The organism is Pseudomonas sp. MWU12-2037 (assembly GCF_023242345.1).
Taxonomy (GTDB): Bacteria; Pseudomonadota; Gammaproteobacteria; order Pseudomonadales; family Pseudomonadaceae; genus Aquipseudomonas; species Aquipseudomonas gingeri_D.
Window position 1 is genome coordinate 429,577 of sequence record NZ_JALLIZ010000001.1, and the last position, 20,796, is coordinate 450,372.

19 protein-coding genes are annotated in these 20,796 nt (G+C 62.4%); 13 read left to right on the plus strand and 6 right to left on the minus strand.

Going from position 1 to position 20,796, the window contains the following annotated elements:
- Position 1: 1 nt before the first annotated feature.
- Both tssE and M5B42_RS01940 read left to right on the plus strand, forming a co-directional pair.
- Positions 2–442: a type VI secretion system baseplate subunit TssE gene (tssE, locus tag M5B42_RS01935; protein ID WP_248744871.1), complete on the plus strand. Its 441-nt coding sequence runs from the start codon at positions 2–4 to the stop codon at positions 440–442.
- Positions 443–465: 23 nt separating this feature from the next.
- Complete coding sequence (locus M5B42_RS01940) at positions 466–1,584, plus strand: OmpA family protein (protein ID WP_248745010.1); 1,119 nt, start codon at positions 466–468, stop codon at positions 1,582–1,584.
- 16 nt (positions 1,585–1,600) lie between these two features.
- Here the strand turns inward: M5B42_RS01940 and M5B42_RS01945 are convergent, their stop codons facing one another.
- A complete protein-coding gene (locus M5B42_RS01945) occupies positions 1,601–2,992 on the minus strand; it encodes an aldehyde dehydrogenase family protein (protein ID WP_248744872.1) in 1,392 nt (463 codons plus the stop codon).
- A gap of 100 nt (positions 2,993–3,092) precedes the next feature.
- Between M5B42_RS01945 and M5B42_RS01950 the strand changes: the two genes are divergently transcribed.
- A complete protein-coding gene (locus M5B42_RS01950; protein WP_248744873.1) occupies positions 3,093–3,971 on the plus strand; it encodes a LysR family transcriptional regulator in 879 nt (292 codons plus the stop codon).
- Between the two features lie 36 nt (positions 3,972–4,007).
- Here the strand turns inward: M5B42_RS01950 and M5B42_RS01955 are convergent, their stop codons facing one another.
- Entirely contained in the window at positions 4,008–4,547 is a 540-nt protein-coding gene (locus M5B42_RS01955) for a hypothetical protein (protein WP_248744874.1), read from the minus strand.
- 244 nt (positions 4,548–4,791) lie between these two features.
- Between M5B42_RS01955 and M5B42_RS01960 the strand changes: the two genes are divergently transcribed.
- From M5B42_RS01960 to M5B42_RS02000, 9 genes are all read left to right on the plus strand, one after another.
- Complete coding sequence (locus M5B42_RS01960; protein WP_248744875.1) at positions 4,792–5,217, plus strand: hypothetical protein; 426 nt, start codon at positions 4,792–4,794, stop codon at positions 5,215–5,217.
- A 102-nt stretch (positions 5,218–5,319) separates the two neighbouring features.
- On the plus strand, positions 5,320–5,661 hold the full coding sequence (locus M5B42_RS01965; protein WP_248744876.1) for a hypothetical protein: 342 nt from the start codon (positions 5,320–5,322) through the stop codon (positions 5,659–5,661).
- A gap of 101 nt (positions 5,662–5,762) precedes the next feature.
- Entirely contained in the window at positions 5,763–7,028 is a 1,266-nt protein-coding gene (locus M5B42_RS01970) for a TolC family protein (RefSeq protein WP_248744877.1), read from the plus strand.
- Complete coding sequence (locus M5B42_RS01975; protein WP_248744878.1) at positions 7,025–8,257, plus strand: efflux RND transporter periplasmic adaptor subunit; 1,233 nt, start codon at positions 7,025–7,027, stop codon at positions 8,255–8,257. Before M5B42_RS01970 ends, M5B42_RS01975 begins: the two co-directional genes overlap by 4 nt.
- On the plus strand, positions 8,254–11,373 hold the full coding sequence (locus tag M5B42_RS01980; RefSeq protein ID WP_248744879.1) for an efflux RND transporter permease subunit: 3,120 nt from the start codon (positions 8,254–8,256) through the stop codon (positions 11,371–11,373). Before M5B42_RS01975 ends, M5B42_RS01980 begins: the two co-directional genes overlap by 4 nt.
- A gap of 257 nt (positions 11,374–11,630) precedes the next feature.
- Complete coding sequence (gene hcnA / locus M5B42_RS01985; RefSeq protein WP_248744880.1) at positions 11,631–11,945, plus strand: cyanide-forming glycine dehydrogenase subunit HcnA; 315 nt, start codon at positions 11,631–11,633, stop codon at positions 11,943–11,945.
- Positions 11,942–13,342: a cyanide-forming glycine dehydrogenase subunit HcnB gene (gene hcnB, locus M5B42_RS01990; RefSeq protein WP_248744881.1), complete on the plus strand. Its 1,401-nt coding sequence runs from the start codon at positions 11,942–11,944 to the stop codon at positions 13,340–13,342. The genes hcnA and hcnB overlap by 4 nt, the downstream gene beginning before the upstream one ends.
- Positions 13,343–13,345: 3 nt before the next feature.
- Complete coding sequence (hcnC, locus tag M5B42_RS01995; RefSeq protein WP_152737373.1) at positions 13,346–14,587, plus strand: cyanide-forming glycine dehydrogenase subunit HcnC; 1,242 nt, start codon at positions 13,346–13,348, stop codon at positions 14,585–14,587.
- A gap of 61 nt (positions 14,588–14,648) precedes the next feature.
- Positions 14,649–15,569 (plus strand): LysR family transcriptional regulator, encoded by a 921-nt coding sequence (locus M5B42_RS02000; protein WP_248745011.1) that lies wholly within the window; start codon positions 14,649–14,651, stop codon positions 15,567–15,569.
- A gap of 6 nt (positions 15,570–15,575) precedes the next feature.
- Here the strand turns inward: M5B42_RS02000 and M5B42_RS02005 are convergent, their stop codons facing one another.
- On the minus strand, positions 15,576–16,517 hold the full coding sequence (locus M5B42_RS02005) for a cupin (RefSeq protein WP_248744882.1): 942 nt from the start codon (positions 16,515–16,517) through the stop codon (positions 15,576–15,578).
- Positions 16,518–16,761: 244 nt separating this feature from the next.
- On the opposite strand from M5B42_RS02005, the gene M5B42_RS02010 reads away from it, so the two are divergent.
- A complete protein-coding gene (locus M5B42_RS02010; RefSeq protein WP_103498584.1) occupies positions 16,762–17,157 on the plus strand; it encodes a DUF4280 domain-containing protein in 396 nt (131 codons plus the stop codon).
- Between the two features lie 3 nt (positions 17,158–17,160).
- On the opposite strand, the gene M5B42_RS02015 is transcribed toward M5B42_RS02010, so the two are convergent.
- The 3 genes from M5B42_RS02015 to M5B42_RS02025 all read right to left on the minus strand — a co-directional run bounded on the left by M5B42_RS02015 (position 17,161) and on the right by M5B42_RS02025 (position 20,772).
- On the minus strand, positions 17,161–17,706 hold the full coding sequence (locus tag M5B42_RS02015; protein WP_103498583.1) for a toxin-antitoxin system YwqK family antitoxin: 546 nt from the start codon (positions 17,704–17,706) through the stop codon (positions 17,161–17,163).
- 9 nt (positions 17,707–17,715) lie between these two features.
- Positions 17,716–19,725 (minus strand): type VI secretion system tip protein TssI/VgrG, encoded by a 2,010-nt coding sequence (gene tssI / locus M5B42_RS02020; protein WP_248744883.1) that lies wholly within the window; start codon positions 19,723–19,725, stop codon positions 17,716–17,718.
- An 87-nt stretch (positions 19,726–19,812) separates the two neighbouring features.
- Positions 19,813–20,772, minus strand: a complete 960-nt coding sequence (locus M5B42_RS02025) for a hypothetical protein (protein WP_248744884.1) — start codon at positions 20,770–20,772, stop codon at positions 19,813–19,815.
- Positions 20,773–20,796 lie beyond the last annotated feature (24 nt).

Sequence of the window (20,796 nt, forward strand, 5' to 3'; positions counted from 1 at the left end):
CATGAGCGAACCGAATCCGTCGCTCTACGAAATGCTCCTGCAGAATTTCGACGGCGAACTGGAGCTGTGTCGCGTCAGCGAAGAGGACCAGCAGACCCTGTCGGTGCTGGACAATCTGCAACGTATCCTCAACAGCAGGGCAGGCACCCTCAGTCATCTTCCGGATTACGGCCTGCCGGACATGGGCCAGATACTGCAAGGACTGCCGGCCACCGCCCACGGGCTGATGAATACCCTGGCCGAGACTTTGCTCAAGTACGAGCCGCGCCTGCTTGCGGTCAATGTCGGACTGTTGCCGCAGAGGCTACCCGGTCATCTGGAGTACGCCTTGGACGTGGAGTTGAAAGGGGGCGAGCGGCTGACTTTCGGTACGACCGTGGCGCCCGAGGGCAAAGTGCTGGTGTGTCACTTGAAGCAGCAGAACTATCTGGCCAAGTCGTGAGCCTGTAACGCAAGAGAGGTGAGATAACCGCTTTGTTTGAAATGCATATTCGAGTCGGTGGTGATCCGCGCGGCTTCGGCGAGTTTACGGCACTGCGTGATGAGCTGGCCAAACTGAGTCACCCGGCCTGTCCGGATGTGGACTGGGCCAAGGTGGAGCAGTTGTGCCTGGCGCTGTTCCAGCACAACGGCGCGGAGCTGCAAAGCGCGTGTGCTTACGTACTGGCACGCAGCCAATGTCATGGCTTGGCAGGCATGGTGCAAGGGTTGGCGCTGATCGAGGCCCTCAGCGGCGAATGGGCGCGCTTGTGGCCGCCGATGGCGTCGGTGCGCCTGGATATTCTGGCCTGGCTGTTCGCGCAATTGCAGCCGTTGTTGCGCAGTCTGGCGATGACCTCGCGTGAAGTGCCAGATCTTGCTCGTCTGTACGCTGAACTGGAGCGTTTGAATCAGCGATTGATGAGCCAGACGCAAGTTCCTCTGGTCACGTTGCAGGCTCTGCGTCAGCAGGTAACCCGCCTTATCCAGCGTTTGGAGGGGAGCCACGCATCGGTTGAAAGCGTGCAGCCGATGATCAGGGTAACGGAACCGGCACAGGTCTGGCCCGTTGTGATCCTGCCACCCCTTCCCATACCCGTGGTGAAAACCAGAAGGCGTCGTATTCTGCGGCTGTTGGCGTTGACAGCCGTGCTCGCCCTGGCCAGTGGGCTCGGTTGGCGGCAGTGGCAGGCAGGTCCGGACAGTGAAGGCGTGCGCGAACCGCTACGACTGGACAGCCTGTCACTGTTCGATGCCGGTAGCGCGCAGCTCAAGCCAGATTCGACCAAGGTGCTGATCAATGCCCTGGACGATATTAAGGCTCAGCCGGGATTGCTGATTGTCATCGCCGGGCATACCGACTCGACGGGCGTCGCTGAGCAAAACCTCCAGCTGTCATACGCTCGTGCCTCCGCCGTGCGTGACTGGATGCGGCGCATGGGTGACATCGCCGACAGTTGCTTTGCCGTCCAGGGCTTCGCCGCCAGCCAGCCGATCGCCAGCAATGACACCGAAGCTGGACGCACCGCCAACCGCCGGGTCGATATCCATCTGGTGCCACAAGTGGGGGCCTGTGAGCCACCCACCTTGGGGGCAAGCGGATAAGGGGCGGTTTTTATCCTCAGCGACGATCCAGCCAAACCGTCTGCGCATTGCAGAATTCACGGACTCCGAAGTGCGACAGTTCACGACCAAAACCGCTTTTCTTCACGCCGCCGAAGCTGACCCTTGGGTCGCTGGCGCTATAGCCATTGATGAACACGCCGCCGGTTTCCAACTCGCCAGCGAACTTGCGGGCCAGCTCCAGATCCGCTGTGTAGACGGTTGCCGTCAGTCCGAATTCGCTGTCATTGGCCAGCGCCAGCGCATGCTCGGCATCCCGCGCGGTAATGATGGATGCCACCGGGCCGAACAACTCCTGTTTGAACGAGGTCATCTGGTCGGTGACATCGGCCAATACCGTGGGCTCGTAGAAATTGCCGGAGCCGTCGGCCTTCTTGCCGCCGAGCAATAGGGTCGCGCCTTGCGCCAGGGTGTCCTGGACCTGTTGATCCAGTTCGTCACGCAGATCGAAGCGGGCCATGGGACCGATATAGGTCTCGGTTGCCAGCGGGTCGCCGACCACCAGGCGACGGGTGGCCTCGACGAACTTCTCGGTGAAGGCTGCGACTACGCCTTGCTCGATAATCAAGCGTTTGGCAGCCGCGCAGACTTGCCCGGTGTTCTGGTAACGACCGATCACAGCGGCCTTGACCGCTTCGTCGAGGTCGGCGTCATTGAGCACGATAAAGGGGTCCGAACCGCCCAGTTCCAACACGCATTTCTTCAAGGCCGCACCGGCCTGGGCGCCGATGGCCATGCCGGCGCGTACGCTGCCGGTGAGGGTGACCGCTGCGATACGTGGGTCGGCGATGGCCCGGGAAACGCCCTCCGGGGTGACATTGATGACTTCGAAGACGCCTTCGGGGAAACCGGCGCGCTTGACGGCATCCAGCAGCAGGTAGGCGCTGCCCATGACGTTGGGCGCATGCTTGAGCACGAAGGTGTTACCGGCCAGCAGCGTCGGCACTGCACCGCGCAGTACCTGCCAGATTGGGAAGTTCCATGGCATCACGGCGAGGATCGGACCCAGCGGGCGATACTCGATACGGGCCTTGCCGCCTTCCACCTGGGTCGCTTCGGCACTGAGCATGGCCGGGCCGTTTTCCGCGTACCACACGCACAGCTGCGCACATTTTTCAATTTCACCGCGGGCCTGGGCGATGGGCTTGCCCATTTCCAGGGTGATCATCTCGGCCATCTTCGTGGCGTTGTCACGCAGCGCCTGGGCCAGGGCGAGCAACGCCTGTGAGCGTTGTTCCAGCGCGGTACGGCGCCAGAGCGAAAACCCGGCCGCGGCCCGGGACAGGGCGGCATCCAGGGCCGAATCGGATTCGAAAGGGTAGTGGCCGATCTGCTCGCCGTTGGCGGGATTGATCGACAGGGCATGGGTGAGGCTGGAAATCGAAGACATGGCACCGTCCTGCTGTGTGGGTATGGCCTCAGATTACGGTGGCGTTAGTTTTCTGGAAACTGAATAATGGTGAGCATATCGTTCACGATTGGAGAATGACTTGGATCTGGTCCAGTTGGAGATTTTCAAAGCCGTTGCCGAGCACGGCAGCATCAGTGCGGCCGCCCAGCAGATCCATCGGGTGCCGTCGAACCTGACCACGCGGATCAAGCAGTTGGAACAGGATCTGGGGGTGGATCTGTTTATTCGCGAGAAGAGTCGCCTGCGGCTGTCGCCGGCGGGCTGGAGTTTCCTCGACTATGCCCGGCGCATCCTCGACCTGGTCGGCGAGGCGCGGGCCACCGTGGCCGGCGAGGAACCACAGGGTGCCTTTGCCCTGGGCTCGCTGGAGAGCACGGCGGCGGTGCGTATTCCGCAACTGCTGGCGGCCTATAACCAGCGCCATGCCAAGGTTGACCTGGACCTGTCCACCGGCCCGTCCGGGACCATGATCGATGGCGTGTTGTCCGGGCGCCTGGCGGCGGCGTTTGTCGATGGGCCGGTGTTGCATCCGGCGCTGGAGGGGGTGCCGGCGTTCGAGGAAGAGATGGTGCTGATCGCGCCGCTGCAGCATGGGCCTGTCCGGCGTGCGCGCGAGGTCAACGGCGAGAGCATCTATGCCTTTCGCGCCAACTGTTCCTACCGGCACCATTTCGAAAGCTGGTTTACCAAGGACGGCGCGGTGCCCGGCAAGATCCATGAGATGGAGTCCTACCACGGCATGCTCGCTTGCGTGAGCGCCGGGGCCGGCCTGGCGCTGATGCCCCGCAGCATGCTGGAAAGCATGCCGGGCTGCAGCACCGTGAGTGTCTGGCCGCTGACCGAGTCCATGCGCTATCTGCGAACCTGGCTGGTGTGGCGCCGGGGCACGGTCTCGCAAAGCTTGAGCATGTTCGTGCGCCTGCTCGAGGAGCAGGGTGTGGTCCGCGAGGAGGCCTGAGCCCCAGGGTAGGTTGGGAAAGTTGCTGCTGGCGGCTTAGCTGACCTCCAGTAAGTAATAGCCGGCGAAACCCGTGTCGTTGACGGCGGTGACGGTCGCCTTGGGGTTGCTGGTCGTCACCTCGTCGGTGGTGACACCGTTGATCACTGCATGGATCGAGAAGGTGTTGCTGATGTCCAGCGTCTGGGTCTGGAAGCTACTGGTCACTACGATGTTTTGCAGAGGTTTGCCATTCTTGCTGATGGTGAAGGTCACTGGGTTGAGGCAGGTTTTCTGAAAGGCCAGTTGATTGGGGGCGACGTTTTGAAACATGACCATGTCGAAGTCATAAGCCTCTTGAGAGGGCGATTGCAGCACTTGCGCCAGAAAACCCATGCCGCCTGAAGCTGTCATCGGAGCAGAAGTGTAGGTGTTGCCATCGATCAGGGTGGTGGCGCTAACTTCATAGATGTCGTCCACCGGAATGATCGCCCGGGCGTGCGGGTTGACGTCGAGTTGCCTCACAATGACCTTTTGGTCTTTTAGGACGAGGTAAATAGCAGGGTATCGAGTCTGGTTGAGCAAGGTAATACTCATGGACGGCTCCTGGGTGTGGGGTTGGCCATTGCCCGGACAGGTTTTCGGTGGCCGGTGCAAAAAACGCTCTGGAGCTTGGTTGAAATATCCAGAATGTCCAGGCTTGCCTCGATTGGGCTGGCGGTGGAGCTCTGGACCGGCGGTTGCCCGCTGCTTTGACATCAGGCAGTCAAGGGATTAACTTCGCGACTTTTTACCCGTCGCTCCAAACGGGTGCGGGCAGTTATGGTTAAGGAAGGGCACGATGACGGAAGAAATGGTACTGCAGGACGATTTGTTTCAGACGGACAAGCGACTCTCCCTCAAGCCCGTGACGGACTTCAATGCCTTCCTGCTCCAGGCGTTTGCCGACGGGCCGTGCAAATGCCTGCGCTGTGTGGAAGCCGCGGGTGTGGAAACCGGCTATGCCTTCCAGCATAGCTTCGAACTGGGCAAGGTGGTCAACCGCCAGTTCGCCAGGACCACCCCAAGCGAAGTGCTCCTGGTGCTGAAGAAGGCCTGGCTGTCGTTCTTCAAGAGCGAACTGGAGGTTCCAGGTTTACTGGACTTGTCCAAGGTGCATGAGTTCGTTAAGCCGGAGTTGCACGTCCGGTTGCGCCCACTGCTGCAGGCCTGTGGCCTGATCGTGGAGCAGGAAGGTGGATGGGTGTTGCAGGCGGTTGCCGAGTAACCCATAGGCAAGCGCCGTCGGCACGAAGATTAATGCTCACTTAACCTGCAACCGTTCAAGTAGCGTATCTTTTCCCGCAACCCTTCTTCATTGGCGTCCTCGATGTTCAGGTTTCAGCTGATCTTGACCCTGGTGCTCAGCCTGATGCTGCCGATCTTCGGCAGCGTGGCCGCGGCCGCGTCTTTTGCTGAACCTTGCCCGATGCCGTTGATGAACCACGCCGGGTCGAAAATGACCGGCGCCCCCTGCTGTAATGATATGGAGCATGGTGCCGCGTCCAAGTCGCCCTGCAAATCCGGCGAGGAGTGCAAGATCGGTGGACTGGTCCAGGTCCTGACGATCAGCACCTTTACCCCTGTTCCGCCGCTCCCGCTTACCCTGCAGGCGCCCGCCGTGCTCCAGTCGGCGCCGGCCGATCCGTGGCGCCCTCCGCGTTACCTCTGATGCCTTGATCCGAATCCCCGCACGCCTGCACAAAGCGGCGTAGGGGCCATCGCGACCGCTATTTGCAGCGGACGCGTCGATCCTGCATTGGAGATGAAAGCATGTTCGCTTTCCTTCCCTCACACCGCGTATTGGCCGGTGTGATCGCTGTTGTCCTGGGCGCCAGCCCGCTGGTGGCCGTCAGGGCCGAGCCGCTGAGTTTCGAGCGGGCCCAGCACCTGGCCGAAAACACCGCCCCCGAAAACCTTGCGCGCCTGGCGCAGGTCGAGTCGGCACAGTCCTCGGTCGGTCCCGCCGATGCGTTGCCCGATCCCAAGTTGATGCTGGGGATCCAGGACCTGCCGATCCAGGGTTCCGGGCGTTATTCCTTTGACGGCGACTCGATGACCGAGCGCCAGATCGGCCTGCGCCAGGAGGTGCCCAACAGCGACAAGCGCCTGGCCCGCAAGCAGCTTGCGCTGGCCAGCGTGGACGTCGCCGAAGCCGAGCGGCGGGCCTCGCTGCTGGAGGTCAAGCGGCAAACCGCGCTGGCCTGGCTGAATGTCTATTACGCCGAACTCAGCGTGAAAAACTTCGATCAGTTGGACCATCAGGTCGCGCTGTTGCGCAACACCACCCCGTCGCGTATCGCCGCCGGCACCGCGCAGGCAGGCGATCTGCTCCAGGCTGATCAAGAAGCCCTGGCCCTTGCCGACCGCCGTGACGAACTGGTACAGAACATCGCCATGGCCCGGGCCAAGCTGCGCCGCTGGATCGGGGCCGATGCCGATCAACCTCTGGTCGACGGGCCGCCGACCTGGGGTCCGATCCTGCCGCATACCCAGCACACCCTGGGGCGCCATCCGGACCTGCAGGCCGCCACGGCCCGGGTCAGCGAAGCCAATGCCGAACTGGCCGATGCCATCGCGCAGAAGAAGCCCGACTGGGGCGTCGAGCTGGTCTACGGTCACCGTGACCGACAGTTCGGCGGCGACATGGCGTCGCTGCAATTCACCTTCGACCTGCCGCTGTTCACCGGTTCCCGCCAAGGGCCGCGGATCAATGCGCGGCAGCATGAGGTCGAGCAGCGGGAGGCCGAACAGGAAGTCATGTTGCGTGAGCACAAGGCCGAGCTGGAAAGCGGGTTGGCCGAGCTTGAGCGTTTGAAGAAAGCCCTGGAGCGCTCGCAACAATCAGCGATTCCCCTGGCTGAGCGCCGCGCCGAGCTTTCATTGGCCTCCTACAAGGCCGGCAAGAGCCCGTTGAACGAAGTGATCGGCGCCCGTCGCGATCTGATCGAGGCGCGGCTGCGCAGCGTCAGCCAACAGAGTCAGTTCAGCCAATTGTCCGCCAGCCTGTACTACGCCTATGTCGAGGGCCTGAAATGAACAAGCTCACTTACTCGCTGTTGACCCTCACGCTGGCCGGACTCGGTGTTGCTGGTGGCTATTGGCTCGGCCACGGTGGGCCCCTGATGTCCGCTGCGGCCGATGGCGCAAAAAAGGAACGCCCGACCCTGTACTGGTTTGACCCGATGTACCCGACCCAGCACTTCAATGCACCGGGGAAGTCGCCGTTCATGGATATGCAACTGGTGCCCAAGTATGTCGATGGCGCCGAGGACACCTCGTCCATCAGCGTGTCGCCGCAACTGGCCCAGAACCTCGGCATGCGCACGGCCTCGGTGGTACGTGAACGCCTGCCCGGCGGTCTTGATGCCGTCGGTTCGCTGGGCTACAACCAGCGCGATATCGCCAATCTGCAAGCCCGTGCGGCGGGCTTTGTCGAGCGAGTCTATGACCGCGCGCCCGGTGATGTACTGCCGACCGGCGCGCCCCTGGTGGATCTGTTGATACCCGAGTGGTCGGCCGCGCAACTGGAGTTCGTCGCGGTCCTTGCCAGCGGCGACAGCCGTTTGATCCAGGCCTCGCGCCAACGCCTGCAACTGCTCGGCATGCCCGAGGCAGTGATCGCCCAGGTGGCGAAGACCCGCACGGTGCGTCCGCTGCTGACCATGACCACGCCGATTGCCGGTGAGCTGCAAAGCCTGGAGGTGCGCGCGGGCATGAGCGTATCCGCCGGGATGAGTCTGGCGCGGATCAACGGGCTGGGCAGTGTCTGGCTCGATACCGCGATCCCCGAGGCGCAGGCAACTTCTGTCCAGGTGGGCGCTTCGGTATCCGTCGCTTTGTCCGCTTATCCCGGACAGACGCTGGCCGCAAAGGTGGTGGCGGTATTACCCAGTGTTGATCCGCAGAACCGGACCCTGACGGTGCGCAGCCAGTTGCCCAACCCGGACGGCAAGTTGCGTCCGGGCATGTTCGCCAGCGTGCGCCTCGCCGATCCCGATCCGACCCCGAGCTTGCTGGTGCCCAGCGAAGCGGTGATCCGCACGGGCAAGCGCACCCTGGTAATGCTGGCGCGGGAAGAGGGCCGTTATCAGCCCAAGGAGATTCGTATCGGCCGCGAGTCCGGTGGGCGTATCGAGGTGCTTGATGGCCTGAGCGAAGGCCAGAAGGTGGTGACCTCCGGGCAGTTCCTGCTCGACTCGGAAGCCAGTCTGCAAGGCATCGTCCCCACCGATGAGCCGATGGACTCGATGGGGGGCCTGAAATGATCAAGCGTCTGATCCATTGGTCCATCGGTAATCGGTTCCTGATCCTGCTGGCGACCCTGTTTATCGTTGCCTGGGGCATCTGGTCGGTGCGCAATACGCCGCTCGATGCGTTGCCGGATCTGTCCGACACCCAGGTGATCGTGCGCACCACGTTTCCCGGGCAGGCGCCGCAGATCGTCGAAAACCAGATCACCTATCCGTTGGCCAGCACCTTGCTGTCGGTCCCCGGGGCGAAGACCGTGCGCGGTTACTCGTTCTTCGGCGACTCCTTTGTCTATGTGATTTTCGAGGACGGCACCGACCTGTACTGGGCCCGTTCGCGGGTATTGGAATACCTCAACCAGGCCCAGGGTCGTTTGCCCCGGGGCGTCACCAGCACCCTCGGCCCGGACGCCACCGGTGTCGGCTGGATCTATCAGTACGCCCTGGTGGACCGCACCGGGCAGCATGACCTGGCGCAGTTGCGCGGGATCCAGGACTGGTTCCTCAAATACGAGCTCAAGACCGTGCCCAATGTGGCTGAGGTCGCCACTATCGGCGGCATGGTCAAGGAATACCAGGTGCTGCTCGACCCGCAGAAGATGGTGGTCTACGGCATCACCCAGCAGCAGGTGAACGAGGCGCTGAAGAGCGCCAACCAGGAGGCTGGCGGTTCGGTACTGGAGCTGGCCGAACGCGAATATATGGTGCGGGCCTCGGGCTACCTGAAGAGCCTGGAGGACTTTCGCAATATCCCGCTGAAAACCTCGGCGCAAGGCGTGCCGGTGCTGCTCGGCCAGGTGGCGACGATCCAGGTCGGTCCCGAGATGCGCCGTGGCATCGCCGAGCTGGACGGTCAAGGCGAGGCGGTCGGTGGCGTGGTGATCCTGCGTTCCGGCAAGAACGCCGATGAAACCCTCCAGGCGGTGAAAGCCCGTATCGACAGCTTGCGCGGCAGCCTGCCGCCCGGGGTAGAACTGATCACCACCTACGACCGTTCGCAGCTGATCGACCGGGCGGTGCACAACCTCAGCTTCAAACTGCTGGAAGAGTTCGGAGTGGTGGCGCTGGTGTGCCTGCTGTTCCTCTGGCACTGGCGCTCGTCCCTGGTGGCGATCATCACCCTGCCGTTGGGGGTGTTGATGGCCTTTATCGTGATGCGCATCGAGGGCGTCAACGCCAACATCATGTCCCTCGGCGGTATCGCCATTGCCATCGGCGCGATGGTCGATGCGGCGGTGGTGATGATCGAGAACGCCCATAAACATATCGAAGCCTGGCAACTGCGCCATCCCGGCCAGAAGCTGCAAGGCGAGGCCCATTGGCGGGTGATCGGCGAGGCCGCGGCGGAGGTCGGGCCGGCGCTGTTTTTCAGCCTGTTGATCATCACCTTGTCGTTCCTCCCGGTGTTTACCCTGGAGGCCCAGGAAGGGCGGTTGTTCGGGCCGCTGGCGTTTACCAAGTCCTATTCGATGGCGGCGGCGGCGGGGTTGTCGGTGACCCTGGTGCCGGTGCTGATGGGCTACTGGATTCGCGGTCATATTCCCAGTGAGCAGCAGAACCCGCTTAATCGCTGGTTGATCGCGGCCTATCGCCCGCTGTTGGATGCGGTGCTGAAATGGCCGAAGTTGACCCTGGCGCTGGCACTGTTGATCTTCCTTTCCAGCCTCTGGCCCTTGAGCCAGTTGGGTGGGGAATTCATGCCGGCGCTGGATGAAGGCGACCTGTTGTACATGCCTTCGGCGTTGCCGGGATTACCGGCGAGCAAGGCCAGCGAGTTGCTGCAGCAGACCAATCGGATGATTCGCACGGTGCCGGAAGTCGAGCATGTCTTCGGCAAATCCGGGCGGGCGGAAAGCGCCACTGATCCGGCCCCCCTGGAGATGTTCGAAACCACCATCAAGTTCAAGCCTCGTGAGCAATGGCGCGCCGGTATGACCCCGGAAAAGCTGATCGAAGCGCTGGACCAGGCGGTCAAGGTGCCGGGGCTGTCGAATCTCTGGGTGCCGCCGATCCGCAATCGTATCGATATGCTCGCCACCGGCATCAAGAGCCCGATCGGGGTCAAGGTGGCCGGCACGTCGCTGGCCGATATAGATGAGGTCGCCCATCAGGTCGAAGCGGTCGCCAAGCAGGTGCCCGGGATCAGTTCGGCCCTGGCGGAACGCCTGACCGGAGGCAGCTACCTCGATATCCGGATCAATCGCCTGGCGGCGGCCCGCTACGGGCTGAGCATTGCCGATGTGCAGGCGGTGGTGTCCGGTGCCGTGGGTGGCAGCACGGTGGGGGAGACGGTCGAGGGCGTGGCCCGTTATCCGATCAATCTGCGTTATCCGAGGGAATGGCGCGACAGCCCGCAGGTCTTGCAGCAATTGCCGATGCTCACCGCCAGTGGGCAGCAGATCACCCTCGGTGCGGTAGCGGATATCAGCGTGAGCGCGGGGCCGCCCATGCTGCGCAGCGAAAATGGCCGGCTGTCCGGTTGGGTCTATGTGGATGTCCGGGGCCGCGACCTGGCGTCGACCGCTCGTGACCTGCAGCAACAGGTGGCGCAGCAGGTGAGGCTCAAGGCCGGGATGACGGTGTCCTATTCCGGGCAGTATGAGTTCCTGGAGCGGGCCAATGCCCGTCTGATGTGGGTGGTGCCGGCCACCTTGCTGATCATTTTCGTGCTGCTGTACCTGACCTTCGGGCGTTTCAGTGAGGCGGGCCTGATCATGCTGACCTTGCCTTTTGCGCTGTCCGGCGGTGTCTGGTTGCTCTACCTGTTGGGCTTCAATCTGTCGGTGGCCACGGGAGTGGGGTTTATCGCCCTGGCCGGGGTGTCGGCGGAGTTTGGTGTGATCATGCTGCTGTATCTGAAGAATGCCTGGACGGCGCGTCTGGATGCCGGACGGGAGGAGAACGGCGATTTGCTGGAGGCCATCGGCGAGGGCGCGGTGTTGCGGGTCCGGCCCAAGGTGATGACGGTGGCGGTGATTGTCGCCGGTCTGCTGCCGATTCTCTGGGGCAGCGGTACCGGGTCCGAGGTGATGAAGCGGATTGCCGCGCCGATGGTTGGCGGCATGATCACCGCGCCGTTGTTGTCGATGCTGGTGCTGCCGGCGGCGTACTGGTTGATGAAGCGTCGGCGTTAGAGCGATGGACCGTGTCGCCTGCTTCGCGGGCAAGCTCCGCTCCCACATTGTCCGAGTCAAACACAAAACCTGTGTACGACCGCAGACCTGTGGGAGCGGAGCTTGCCCGCGAACGGCGCGACGCGGAACCTCTGACACCACCGGAGCGCCGAAGCGGCCCCCAGGACTTTTGTTCCTCTTTACTGGCCTGGATCAAATGGCCGAAGTGCCGAATCCCTTAGCGTGCACCTTTCACGCTAGTCATGGATGATGCACCTATGCAAAACCTGGATCGACAACACGATATCCAACCCCTTTCCCAGGTGGACATGACCGTCCACCTCAACGGTCAACCCGTACCGGCCGCCGTCGGCGAGACCGTCCTCAGCGTGCTGCAATCGGTCGGCCTGCGACAGCTGGCGCGCAACGATCATGGCGAGATCGCCGGAGCCTTCTGCGGCATGGGCGTTTGCCAGTGCTGTCTGGTCTCGATTGATGGCCGGCACAAGCGCCGGGCCTGCCAGACGCTGGTACGGCCCGGCATGCAGATCGAAACCGCTATCAGCCGCTTCCCCGTGCTGGAGGTGCTATGAGCCGCCTGCCCGTGGTGATTGTCGGCGGAGGTCCGGCGGGCATGGCCGCCGCCGCCGAGCTGGCCCGGCACGCGGTACCCAGCGTACTGTTCGAGGAAGCCTCGCGCCTGGGGGGCGTGGTCTATCGCGGACCATTACGCAAGGGAGTCGACCTCGGCTACCTGGGCACGCGCTACCGCGAGGTGCTGGAGCGTCTGCACGGTGAGTTCGCGCGGTATTCCGACTGGGTCGATGTGCGCCTGGGCACGCGGATTCTCGGTGGTGAAGGCACGCGAACGCTGATGGCGCTGGATGCCGACGAGCACCTGCGGCAGATCGAGTATTCGCAACTGTTGCTGGCGGCCGGCTGCCATGAGCGCAACGTGCCGTTTCCCGGCTGGACCTTGCCCGGAGTCATGCTGCTCGGCGGTTTGCAGTTGCAGATCAAGAGCGGCGTGGTCAAGCCGTTGGGGACCACGGTCATTGCCGGTACCGGCCCCTTGTTGCCATTGGTGGCCTGCCAGTTGCACGCGGCCGGGGTGCCGGTGGCAGGTGTCTATGAAGCCAGCGCCTTGGGCCGGATCGCCCGCGAAAGCCTGGCCCTGCTGAACAAGCCGCAGATGTTTCTCGACGGTTTGAGCATGCTCGCCTATCTGAAATTGCACGGCATCCCGTTTTACTACGGCTGGGGTGTGGTCGAAGCCCAGGGGCAGGAAGAGTTGACCAGCGTGACCCTGGCGCCGTATTCCAGCGATTGGCAGCCGGACCTCGCCCAGGCGCGGCGGGTCGAAGCGCAGACCCTGGCGGTCGGTTATGGTTTTGTCCCGCGCACCCAACTCAGTCAGCAGATGGGCTTGGCCCATGGCGTCGGCGAGGACGGCTGCCTGCGGCCCGAGAGCAACGTCTGGCAGCAGAGCAGCGAACCGACCATCCATCTGGCCGGCGATATGGGCGGGATTCGCGGCGGCGAGGCGGCGATGCTGGCCGGCAGGATTGCCGCCGTGTCGATCCTGATGCAACGCGATGTGCTCGACGCCGAGGGGGCCCTGGTCCTGCGCCAGATCTACCTGGACAAACTGACGAAAATCCGCAAGTTCCGCGCCGGTGTTGATCGCTACACCCGGCGCGGTACCCGGCAGATCGACTTGCCCCGCGCCGACACACTGATCTGCCGCTGCGAACACACGACTCGCGCCGAGATCGACCTTGCTCTGTCCCAGGGCGTCGAGGACATGGCTGGGCTGAAGATGCGTACGCGGGTCAGCATGGGGGATTGCCAGGGGCGCATGTGCGTCGGTTATTGCAGCGACCGCCTGCGGCAGGCCACCGGACGCGCCGATGTCGGCTGGCTGCGCCCGCGTTTTCCCATCGAGCCAATTCCCTTTTCCGCCTTCGAGAGCCTGGGTAAGGACGCCTGAACCATGAACAGAACCTATGATGTGGTGATTGCCGGTGGCGGCGTGATCGGTGCTTCCTGTGCCTACCACCTGTCCCGGCGCCAGAACCTGCGGATCGCCCTGATCGACGCCAAGCGTCCCGGCAATGCGACCCGCGCTTCGGCCGGCGGCCTGTGGGCCATCGGCGAGTCGGTGGGGCTGGGCTGCGGGGTGATCTTCTTCCGCATGATGTCGGCCCAGCGTCGCCAGGCCCATGGTGCGGCGGTGGCGGTGGACGCAAGTACCCCGCATATCCTGCCGCCGGCATTCTTCGAGTTCGCCTTGCAATCCAACGCGCTCTATCCGCAGTTGCACCGTGAACTGATCGAACGCCATGGCATGGACTTCAAGTTTGAACGCACCGGCTTGAAATACGTGATCTATGACGATGAGGACCGACAGTATGCCGAACATATCGTTTCACGCATTCCGCACCTGGCGGACCAGCTGCGCTGGCTGGATCGTGAAGCACTGCGCGAAGCGGAACCGGCGGTAAGCCATGAGGCGCAGGGGGCGCTGGAGTTTCTCTGCGATCACCAGGTCAGCCCGTTCCGCCTGGCCGATGCCTACACCGAGGCCGCGCGGCAGAATGGCGTGGACCTCTACTTCAACACCAATGTCATCGGCGTTCTGCATCAGGGCGACCGGGTCAGCGGCGTGCGCACCGCCGAGCAGGGCACCTTCCATTGCGGCACATTGATCAATGCCGCCGGGGCCTGGGCCGCCGAGCTCAGCGAGCAGGCCACCGGGATCAGGCTGCCGGTCAAACCGGTGAAGGGGCAGATCCTCCTGACCGAGCGCATGCCCAAGCTGCTGGAGGGCTGCCTGACCACCAGCGATTGTTATATGGCGCAAAAGGACAACGGTGAAATCCTGATCGGCAGCACCACCGAGGACAAGGGCTTCGATGTCAGTACGACCTTTCCGGAAGTCGCCGGCCTGGTCCAGGGGGCCATTCGCTGTGTGCCGCAACTCAAGGACATCAATCTCAAGCGCTGCTGGGCCGGCCTGCGTCCGGGCTCGCCTGACGAACTGCCGATACTTGGGCCGATGGCGGGTGTCGGGGGTTATCTCAATGCCTGCGGACATTTCCGTACCGGTATCCTGACGTCGGCAATCACCGGTGTGATGCTGGAGCGGCTGGTCCATCAGGAGCCGCTGCCCCTGGATATCACGCCGTTCCTGGCGGATCGCTTCGAGGTGGGCTTGCTCAAAGGCGTCGGATAACGGTATCTATCCAGGTGTTTCGCTGGCTCACGCATTGAGCCGCACCCGAGTGGATACCCGCATGGACTATTTCGCCGCTCTCACGGCCTTTGTCGAGGCCGCCCAGGCCAACAATTTTTCCCGGGCGGCCGAGAAGCTTTCGATCAAGGCCTCGACCGTCTCGCGTTATATCAAGGACCTGGAGCAGGACCTGGGCATCGCCCTGTTCAATCGTTCCACCCGTACCCTGCGCCTGACCGAGGGCGGCGAAACCTTTCTGCATCACGCCTTGCGGGTACTCGCCGAACTGGATCAGGCCAGGGCCGCGACCTCGGCCCTCAACCAGCAACCCCGGGGGCTGCTCAAGCTCAACCTGCCACCGGCCTTTGCCCGGCACCATGTGTTGCCGCTGCTGGGCGACTTCGCCGAGCTCTTTCCGCAAATCCGCCTGGAGCTGACCCTGGAAGACAGTCACGTCAACCTGATCAGTGCCGGTGTCGACCTGGCGCTGCGGGTCGGAGTGCTGCCGGACTCGTCGCTCAAGGCGCGCAAGCTGGCGGCCGAGCACACGCTGCTGTGCGTCAGCCCCGAGTACGCCCGGCGGCATTCGCCGCCACGCTCGCCGCAAGCGCTGGCGGAGTGTGCCGCAATACTGAATGGCAACCTGCCTGACGAGGTGTTTTTCGTTGCGCGGCAGGCCCCCGGTGCCCAGGCCGAGCGCGTTGCAATCAAGGGCCATCTGCGGATCAACGATCTGGATGCGCAACTGCTGGCGGTGCGCCAGGGCTTGGGCATGGCCTTGTTGCCGGACTGGCTGGTGGCCGATCTGCTCAGGCGAGGCGAACTGGTGCACTGGCTGCCCGATTGGCAGGCCCAGGCCACACAGATCGCCGCATCACTCTGGTTTGTCTATCCGCCCAAGCGCACCGTCTCGTCGAAGGTGCGCAGTTTTATCGACTTCATGCTCGAACGTATCGGCACGCCACCTTATTGGCAGCCCTGATTCAGCTCAGCTGAAGCGAATGTCCAGGGCGCGCAGGTAGGTCTGCAAGCCGGCATCCTGGATCGGAATCAGGAAGGCTTCGCGGTCCGACTCGTTGTAGTGCGCATGCCAATAGCCCGGCGGCGTCACGAACGCCAGTCCGGGCGCCCAGTCGACCCGGGTCGGGTTGCGGATCTGGCCGTGTTCATCGACCTCGGTGCCGACCAGGCTGTAGCAGCCGGGCGGGCAGTCGATGATGAAGTCCAGGGCGATCGACTGGTGACGATGGGGTTTCTGCACCGAGCCCGGCGGCAGGATACCGTACATCGCCCAGAGCACATGGGTCACGGTGCGAGTCTGGGGGAAGTGCCGATTGCCCAGCAGGATGCTGATCCGGCTGCGGTCCTGGGCGCGTGGGTCGTCGGCGGCTTCTCGCAGCTTGGCATTGGCGGTCTGCGCCGGGTACAGGGTGGCACTGAAGCGGTCCTGCTGGCTGCTGACACCGAGGTAACGCAGCAGCGGTTCGTCGTGCACGTAGTAGAAGCGGCTGTCCTCGCCGGCGGCCAGTTCGACCGCCTGGCGGCCGGGCAGGGCGATAAAGCAGCCCTTGTCCCACTCGAAGCGGGACTCGCCCTGTACCAGGCGGCCATGCCCGGCAATCACATAAAGCACCTGGGACGTGGCGTTGGGTTGCAGGGTCAGCGAATCGCCGGCATTCAAGCGGATAAAGTTCGCGCACAGCCCGGGACCGGTGGCCGGGCCTTCGCAGCCGAGGGCCTGGCTCAGGTCCAATGGCACCAGCCGCGACGGCCCGCTGTTGTAGAGCGAGGCGGGAAAGTCCTGATAGGGGATGCGCGAGATCAATCCGGCGCTGATCGGGTTGGCGGCCTTGCTGTACTCGAAGTACTCGGCGTCCTGTTCGCAGGCGGGCAGTTCGGTGCTGGCGATCATCGGCTGTTGAAGGTTCATGCTCGGGCCTCTCGACGTTGTGGTTATGGGGCGCAGAGCACTCACTATACGAAGCGAGCTGCCGTGGATTAAGGCCTCAACGGGAACAGCAGTTATGCGCAAAAGGGCAGTGGGGCGATGCCGCCGCCCTGCAAGCTCGTCCGTCGCCTCTACAGGGCGAACGCCGCCCGTGACGTTGACGTGATTGTGGCGATTGTGGTCTACGCTGGCAGTGTCGCGCAGCCAACAGTAAAAGGAGATCCCCATGGGCAGTCCCCAGGTGTGCAGCGGCGCCACCCTGCAATGCAGCTTTGGCGCCGCGCCCGGCATGCTGAACGTGCTGCCGATCAACCGGGCCCTGACCAGCAGCATGCCCGCCGCCAATATCATGGATTACATCCCGCTGGTGAATATCGGCACTTTTGCCGTGTGCCAGAGCATCGCCAATCCGATGGTGGCCGCCGCGACCGCCGCCGCCCTTGGCGTCCTGACACCCATGCCGTGTATCCCGGCCACCGCCGCGCCCTGGATTCCCGGCGGCCCGCCGACCCTGCTGCTGGGCAATATGCCAGCCCTGGACGCCAACAGCTGCGTGATGTGCATGTGGGGCGGGGTGATCAAGATCGTCGTGCCTGGCCAGGTGCAGATGCTGATTCCCTGAGGCTCAGGCTTCCTCCGGACCTTCACGCCGCAACCACCACCAGCGCCAGCGCGAGATCGGTTTGCCCTCGGCATCCAGGGGGCGGCCATCCTCGGCATAGGGCTGTCCAGCATCGAGCAGCTGGCCATTGAGATAACGGCTGCTCAGGGCGATTTGTCCGTTCTGATGAAAGCGCTGGTACAGGCCGTCGCGCACGCCGTCGCGGTTGTGCTCGACGTCCGCCACGCTGCCATCGGCAAAGTAGTTGGTCGCCTCGCCATGCAGCAGCCCGTTGCGATAACCCGCCTTGCGCTGCAAGCCGCCTTCCGGGCTGAAGAAACTGGCAATGCCGTGGGTTTTTCCGGCCACATAGGGCACCTGCGCCGAGACCTTGCCGTTGGGGTGATAGAGCGTCGACAACCCTTGCAACTTGCCCTGGCTGTAGCTCAGGTTGGCCTGGGGACGCCCGGACTCCTCGATCTTCAGCGGACCTTCGAGCTGATCGTCCAGAAGGCGCCCGGTGAGATGGCTGTCGCCGCGTATCAGATCCAGTTTGGTCGACTCACTCATGTGCTCTCCTCAATTGACCTTCACCAGGCCGCCCTTGATGGTCAGCATGCCGCCGCCGTCCACGGTCTGCTCGGCGCCACCCTTGTTCATCAGGCTGACGCCGGCATCATTGGTCAGGGTGGTCCCGGCCTTGTTCTCCAGCGACGTGCCGGCCTGGTTGCTCAGGGAGGTGCCGGCCTTCTGGCTGATGGAAGTCGCGGCCTGGGCTGCCAGGTCGGCATCGCTCTTGATGGCGAAACTGCCGCCGCTCTGCAGGGTCAGGGTGCCTGTCACCTTGATTGTCAGGTTGCCGTCGACGGTCAGGTTGTAGTTACCGGTGACCTTGTGCTCGTAATTGCCGCCGGTGCTATGGGTCTGGTCGGTACCGACCTTCACCGTGCGGCTGTCCTTGACATCGAGAGTATCGCTGCCGGTCTGGATGGTAACGCTGCGCTTGCCCTTTTCCAGGGTCACGGTTTCGTCGCCCTCCTTTACCGTGCGGGTACGGGCGTTCTGTACGGTGAGGGTTTCATCGTGGCCGACGGTGGCGGTGGTGTCGTTGAGCACATTGATCTTGAAGTCCTTCTGCGCCTGTAAGAACACCTCCTCGGCATCCTTCTTGTCCTCGAAGCGCAGCTCGTTGAAGCCGCCACCGCCCTTGGATGATTGGGTCTTGATCCCGGACTGGGTCTGGTTGGCCGGCAGCGCGTAGGGCAGGGCATTGTCGCCGTTGTAGACGCAGCCGGTGACCAGCGGCCGGTCCGGGTCACCGTCGATAAAGGTGACGATCACTTCCTGGCCGATCCGCGGCACGAACTGCATGCCGAAGCCCTTGCCACTCCAGGGCAGCACCACGCGGACCCAGCAGGAGCTGGTCTCATCGTTCTTGCCGTCGCGGTCCCAGGGAAACTGCAGCTTGATCCGACCGTATTCGTCGGTCCAGATTTCTTCGCCGGACTTGCCCACCACCAAGGCGGTTTGTGTGTGCATGCGCGGTTTTGACGTGTCGCGCATCGGGCGAAAGGGCGTGGCCTTGGGAATCGCCTCGAAGCGATTGCGGTAGTGCTCGTGATTGGCTTCGTGGGTCACCGAGGTCACCAGCCAATCGATATTCAAGCGGGTGTCGTCATGACCGGTGAGGGTGAACCAGTGCCCTGGCACCAGCCAGCGACAATCGCTTTCGCCGACAAAGCGTTTTTCCTGGCTGCGCAGGGCGTCCACCCGCTGCTTGGTCAGGGTATCGCCTCGCGCCTTGGCCGTGTAGCCGCCGGGATGTTCATAGACCGAGCGCGGCCCGGCAACGGCTTCGGCCTGGCCGTAGAGCGAGGTAGTGGGGGTGGTGAACGCGTAGTCGGTGGTCTTGTAGCTCCCGGAGACGGCTTGTAGGCAGAGTTGCCCGGAGCGGATACCGTGCAGTTCTCGTTCGCCCATTCTTTGACCTAGATAGGGCACTTTCGGGCCGTTTGGAATCGGCGGGAAGGCGTCATTGCTGTCCGCCAGCACCAGCGTGTGCTTACCGTCCTCGTGGGTGAAAAACCAGAAGATGCCTTCTTCTTCCAGCAGGCGCGAGACAAAGGCGAAGTCGCTCTCGCCGTACTGGATGCAGTATTCACGGGGGGTGTAGCTGCCGCTCAGCGAGAGTTTGAAATCGCTGAAGGCGTGGGCCTTGAAGATCGTGGTGACGATATCCGAGGTGCTGAGATTCTGGAACACGCGGTTGTTGCTGGCCAGGGTCAGCCACCAGAGCCAGGGCCGCAGCACCAACTGGTAGCGCTCGGCGCTGGCATCGGCGGGAAGCTGGCGGATTTCGGCGACCAGGGCGTCGAGGGGACGCAGTTGGACATCATTGTGGAAGGTGCTGGTAACGTGGGTGGCGATGGCGGTGGACAGGGTGAGGGGGGGGCCGTCGTTGAGGCCGAGCAGGTTGTGCTGGCCGAGCAGGTTAAGTGCCTCCTCACCGGAAATGGACTCAGGGTAAAGTGCGGCTAATGATGTGGCCGTCAGGGATAGACTGGTGTTGGCATCGATGGTGCGTGGCATCGAGTGACCTCAGTGGAATGACAGAACGGTGTTGCTAGTGCATTTAACGCTGTCCAGCGTTCTCTCTTCTTGGACTGAGTGAAAGGCTTAAGCGACTATGAGTCCTTTGTTTATATATATCCTGACCCCGTCCAATGGTGCGTTTCCGACGGTCATTGCTTCAAGCAGTTTTTCCCATTGCTTGGCGCTTAAAAATGAATATTGCTTGCTCTCTTCGATGTCAAATTCCGTGTATCCGGCGATCAGGTTGTCTCCGGAAAGTAGTTCGGCGCGTCTTACGTAGTGGTCGGCAATGGATTTTTGATATCCTTTGGAGTTTGGGTAGTCGGCGACGCAATAGTAAACGTAATCAGGGGCCGAGAAGGGAACGAATTGAGTGGCCTGTGTGCATTGCCACTTTCCCATCTGAGTTTTGCTCCGTATAACAATGTCGGTGATCAGAGCGTTCGCAAGAGTTCTTTCTTTACGGGTTTTGGCAAGCCATTTGTTTAAGGCTTTGAAAAAGCCAGCCGTATTCAGATCCCTGACCTCATCGTTAAACGTACGAGCATCGGTTGGAAGTAGGAACGAACTGACAACGACCGTGTTGTCCGCATTGTAACGTTGCGTGGCTCGTTGTTGGGCTACCTCGGTTGTCTTTGCAACATGTCTTTGAGAAAAGCGCTCGCTGAGATATGGGTAGGTGGCATCTGCCTTTGGGGCTTCGAAGCTGATGACTGTGGCGGCTTGCGGCTGAATAACTTCAAATAACACAATGACCGCCATAAGCTTCTGGACCTTGGAGGCGGGAGCGGGGGGAGTACCTACACCTACGTGCATTAGGAAATTTACCCCGGCAGTTGTTGGCAAGGCTCCGAGGGTTGTTATGTTGGTGTGGGGCGGGATGACAACCAATATGTCCTTGATTTGCCCTTCTGCCTCAATGATTTTTTGATTGAGCAGTTTTTGTTTTTTTGAATAGTAATCATCTTTCGCTACAGATTTTAGATAGGTAATGTCTACCCGCTGTGCGACGAGGTTGTTGGATATTTTATTCAATAATGTCATTTGTCGTCTCCGTCTTTTTTCTGT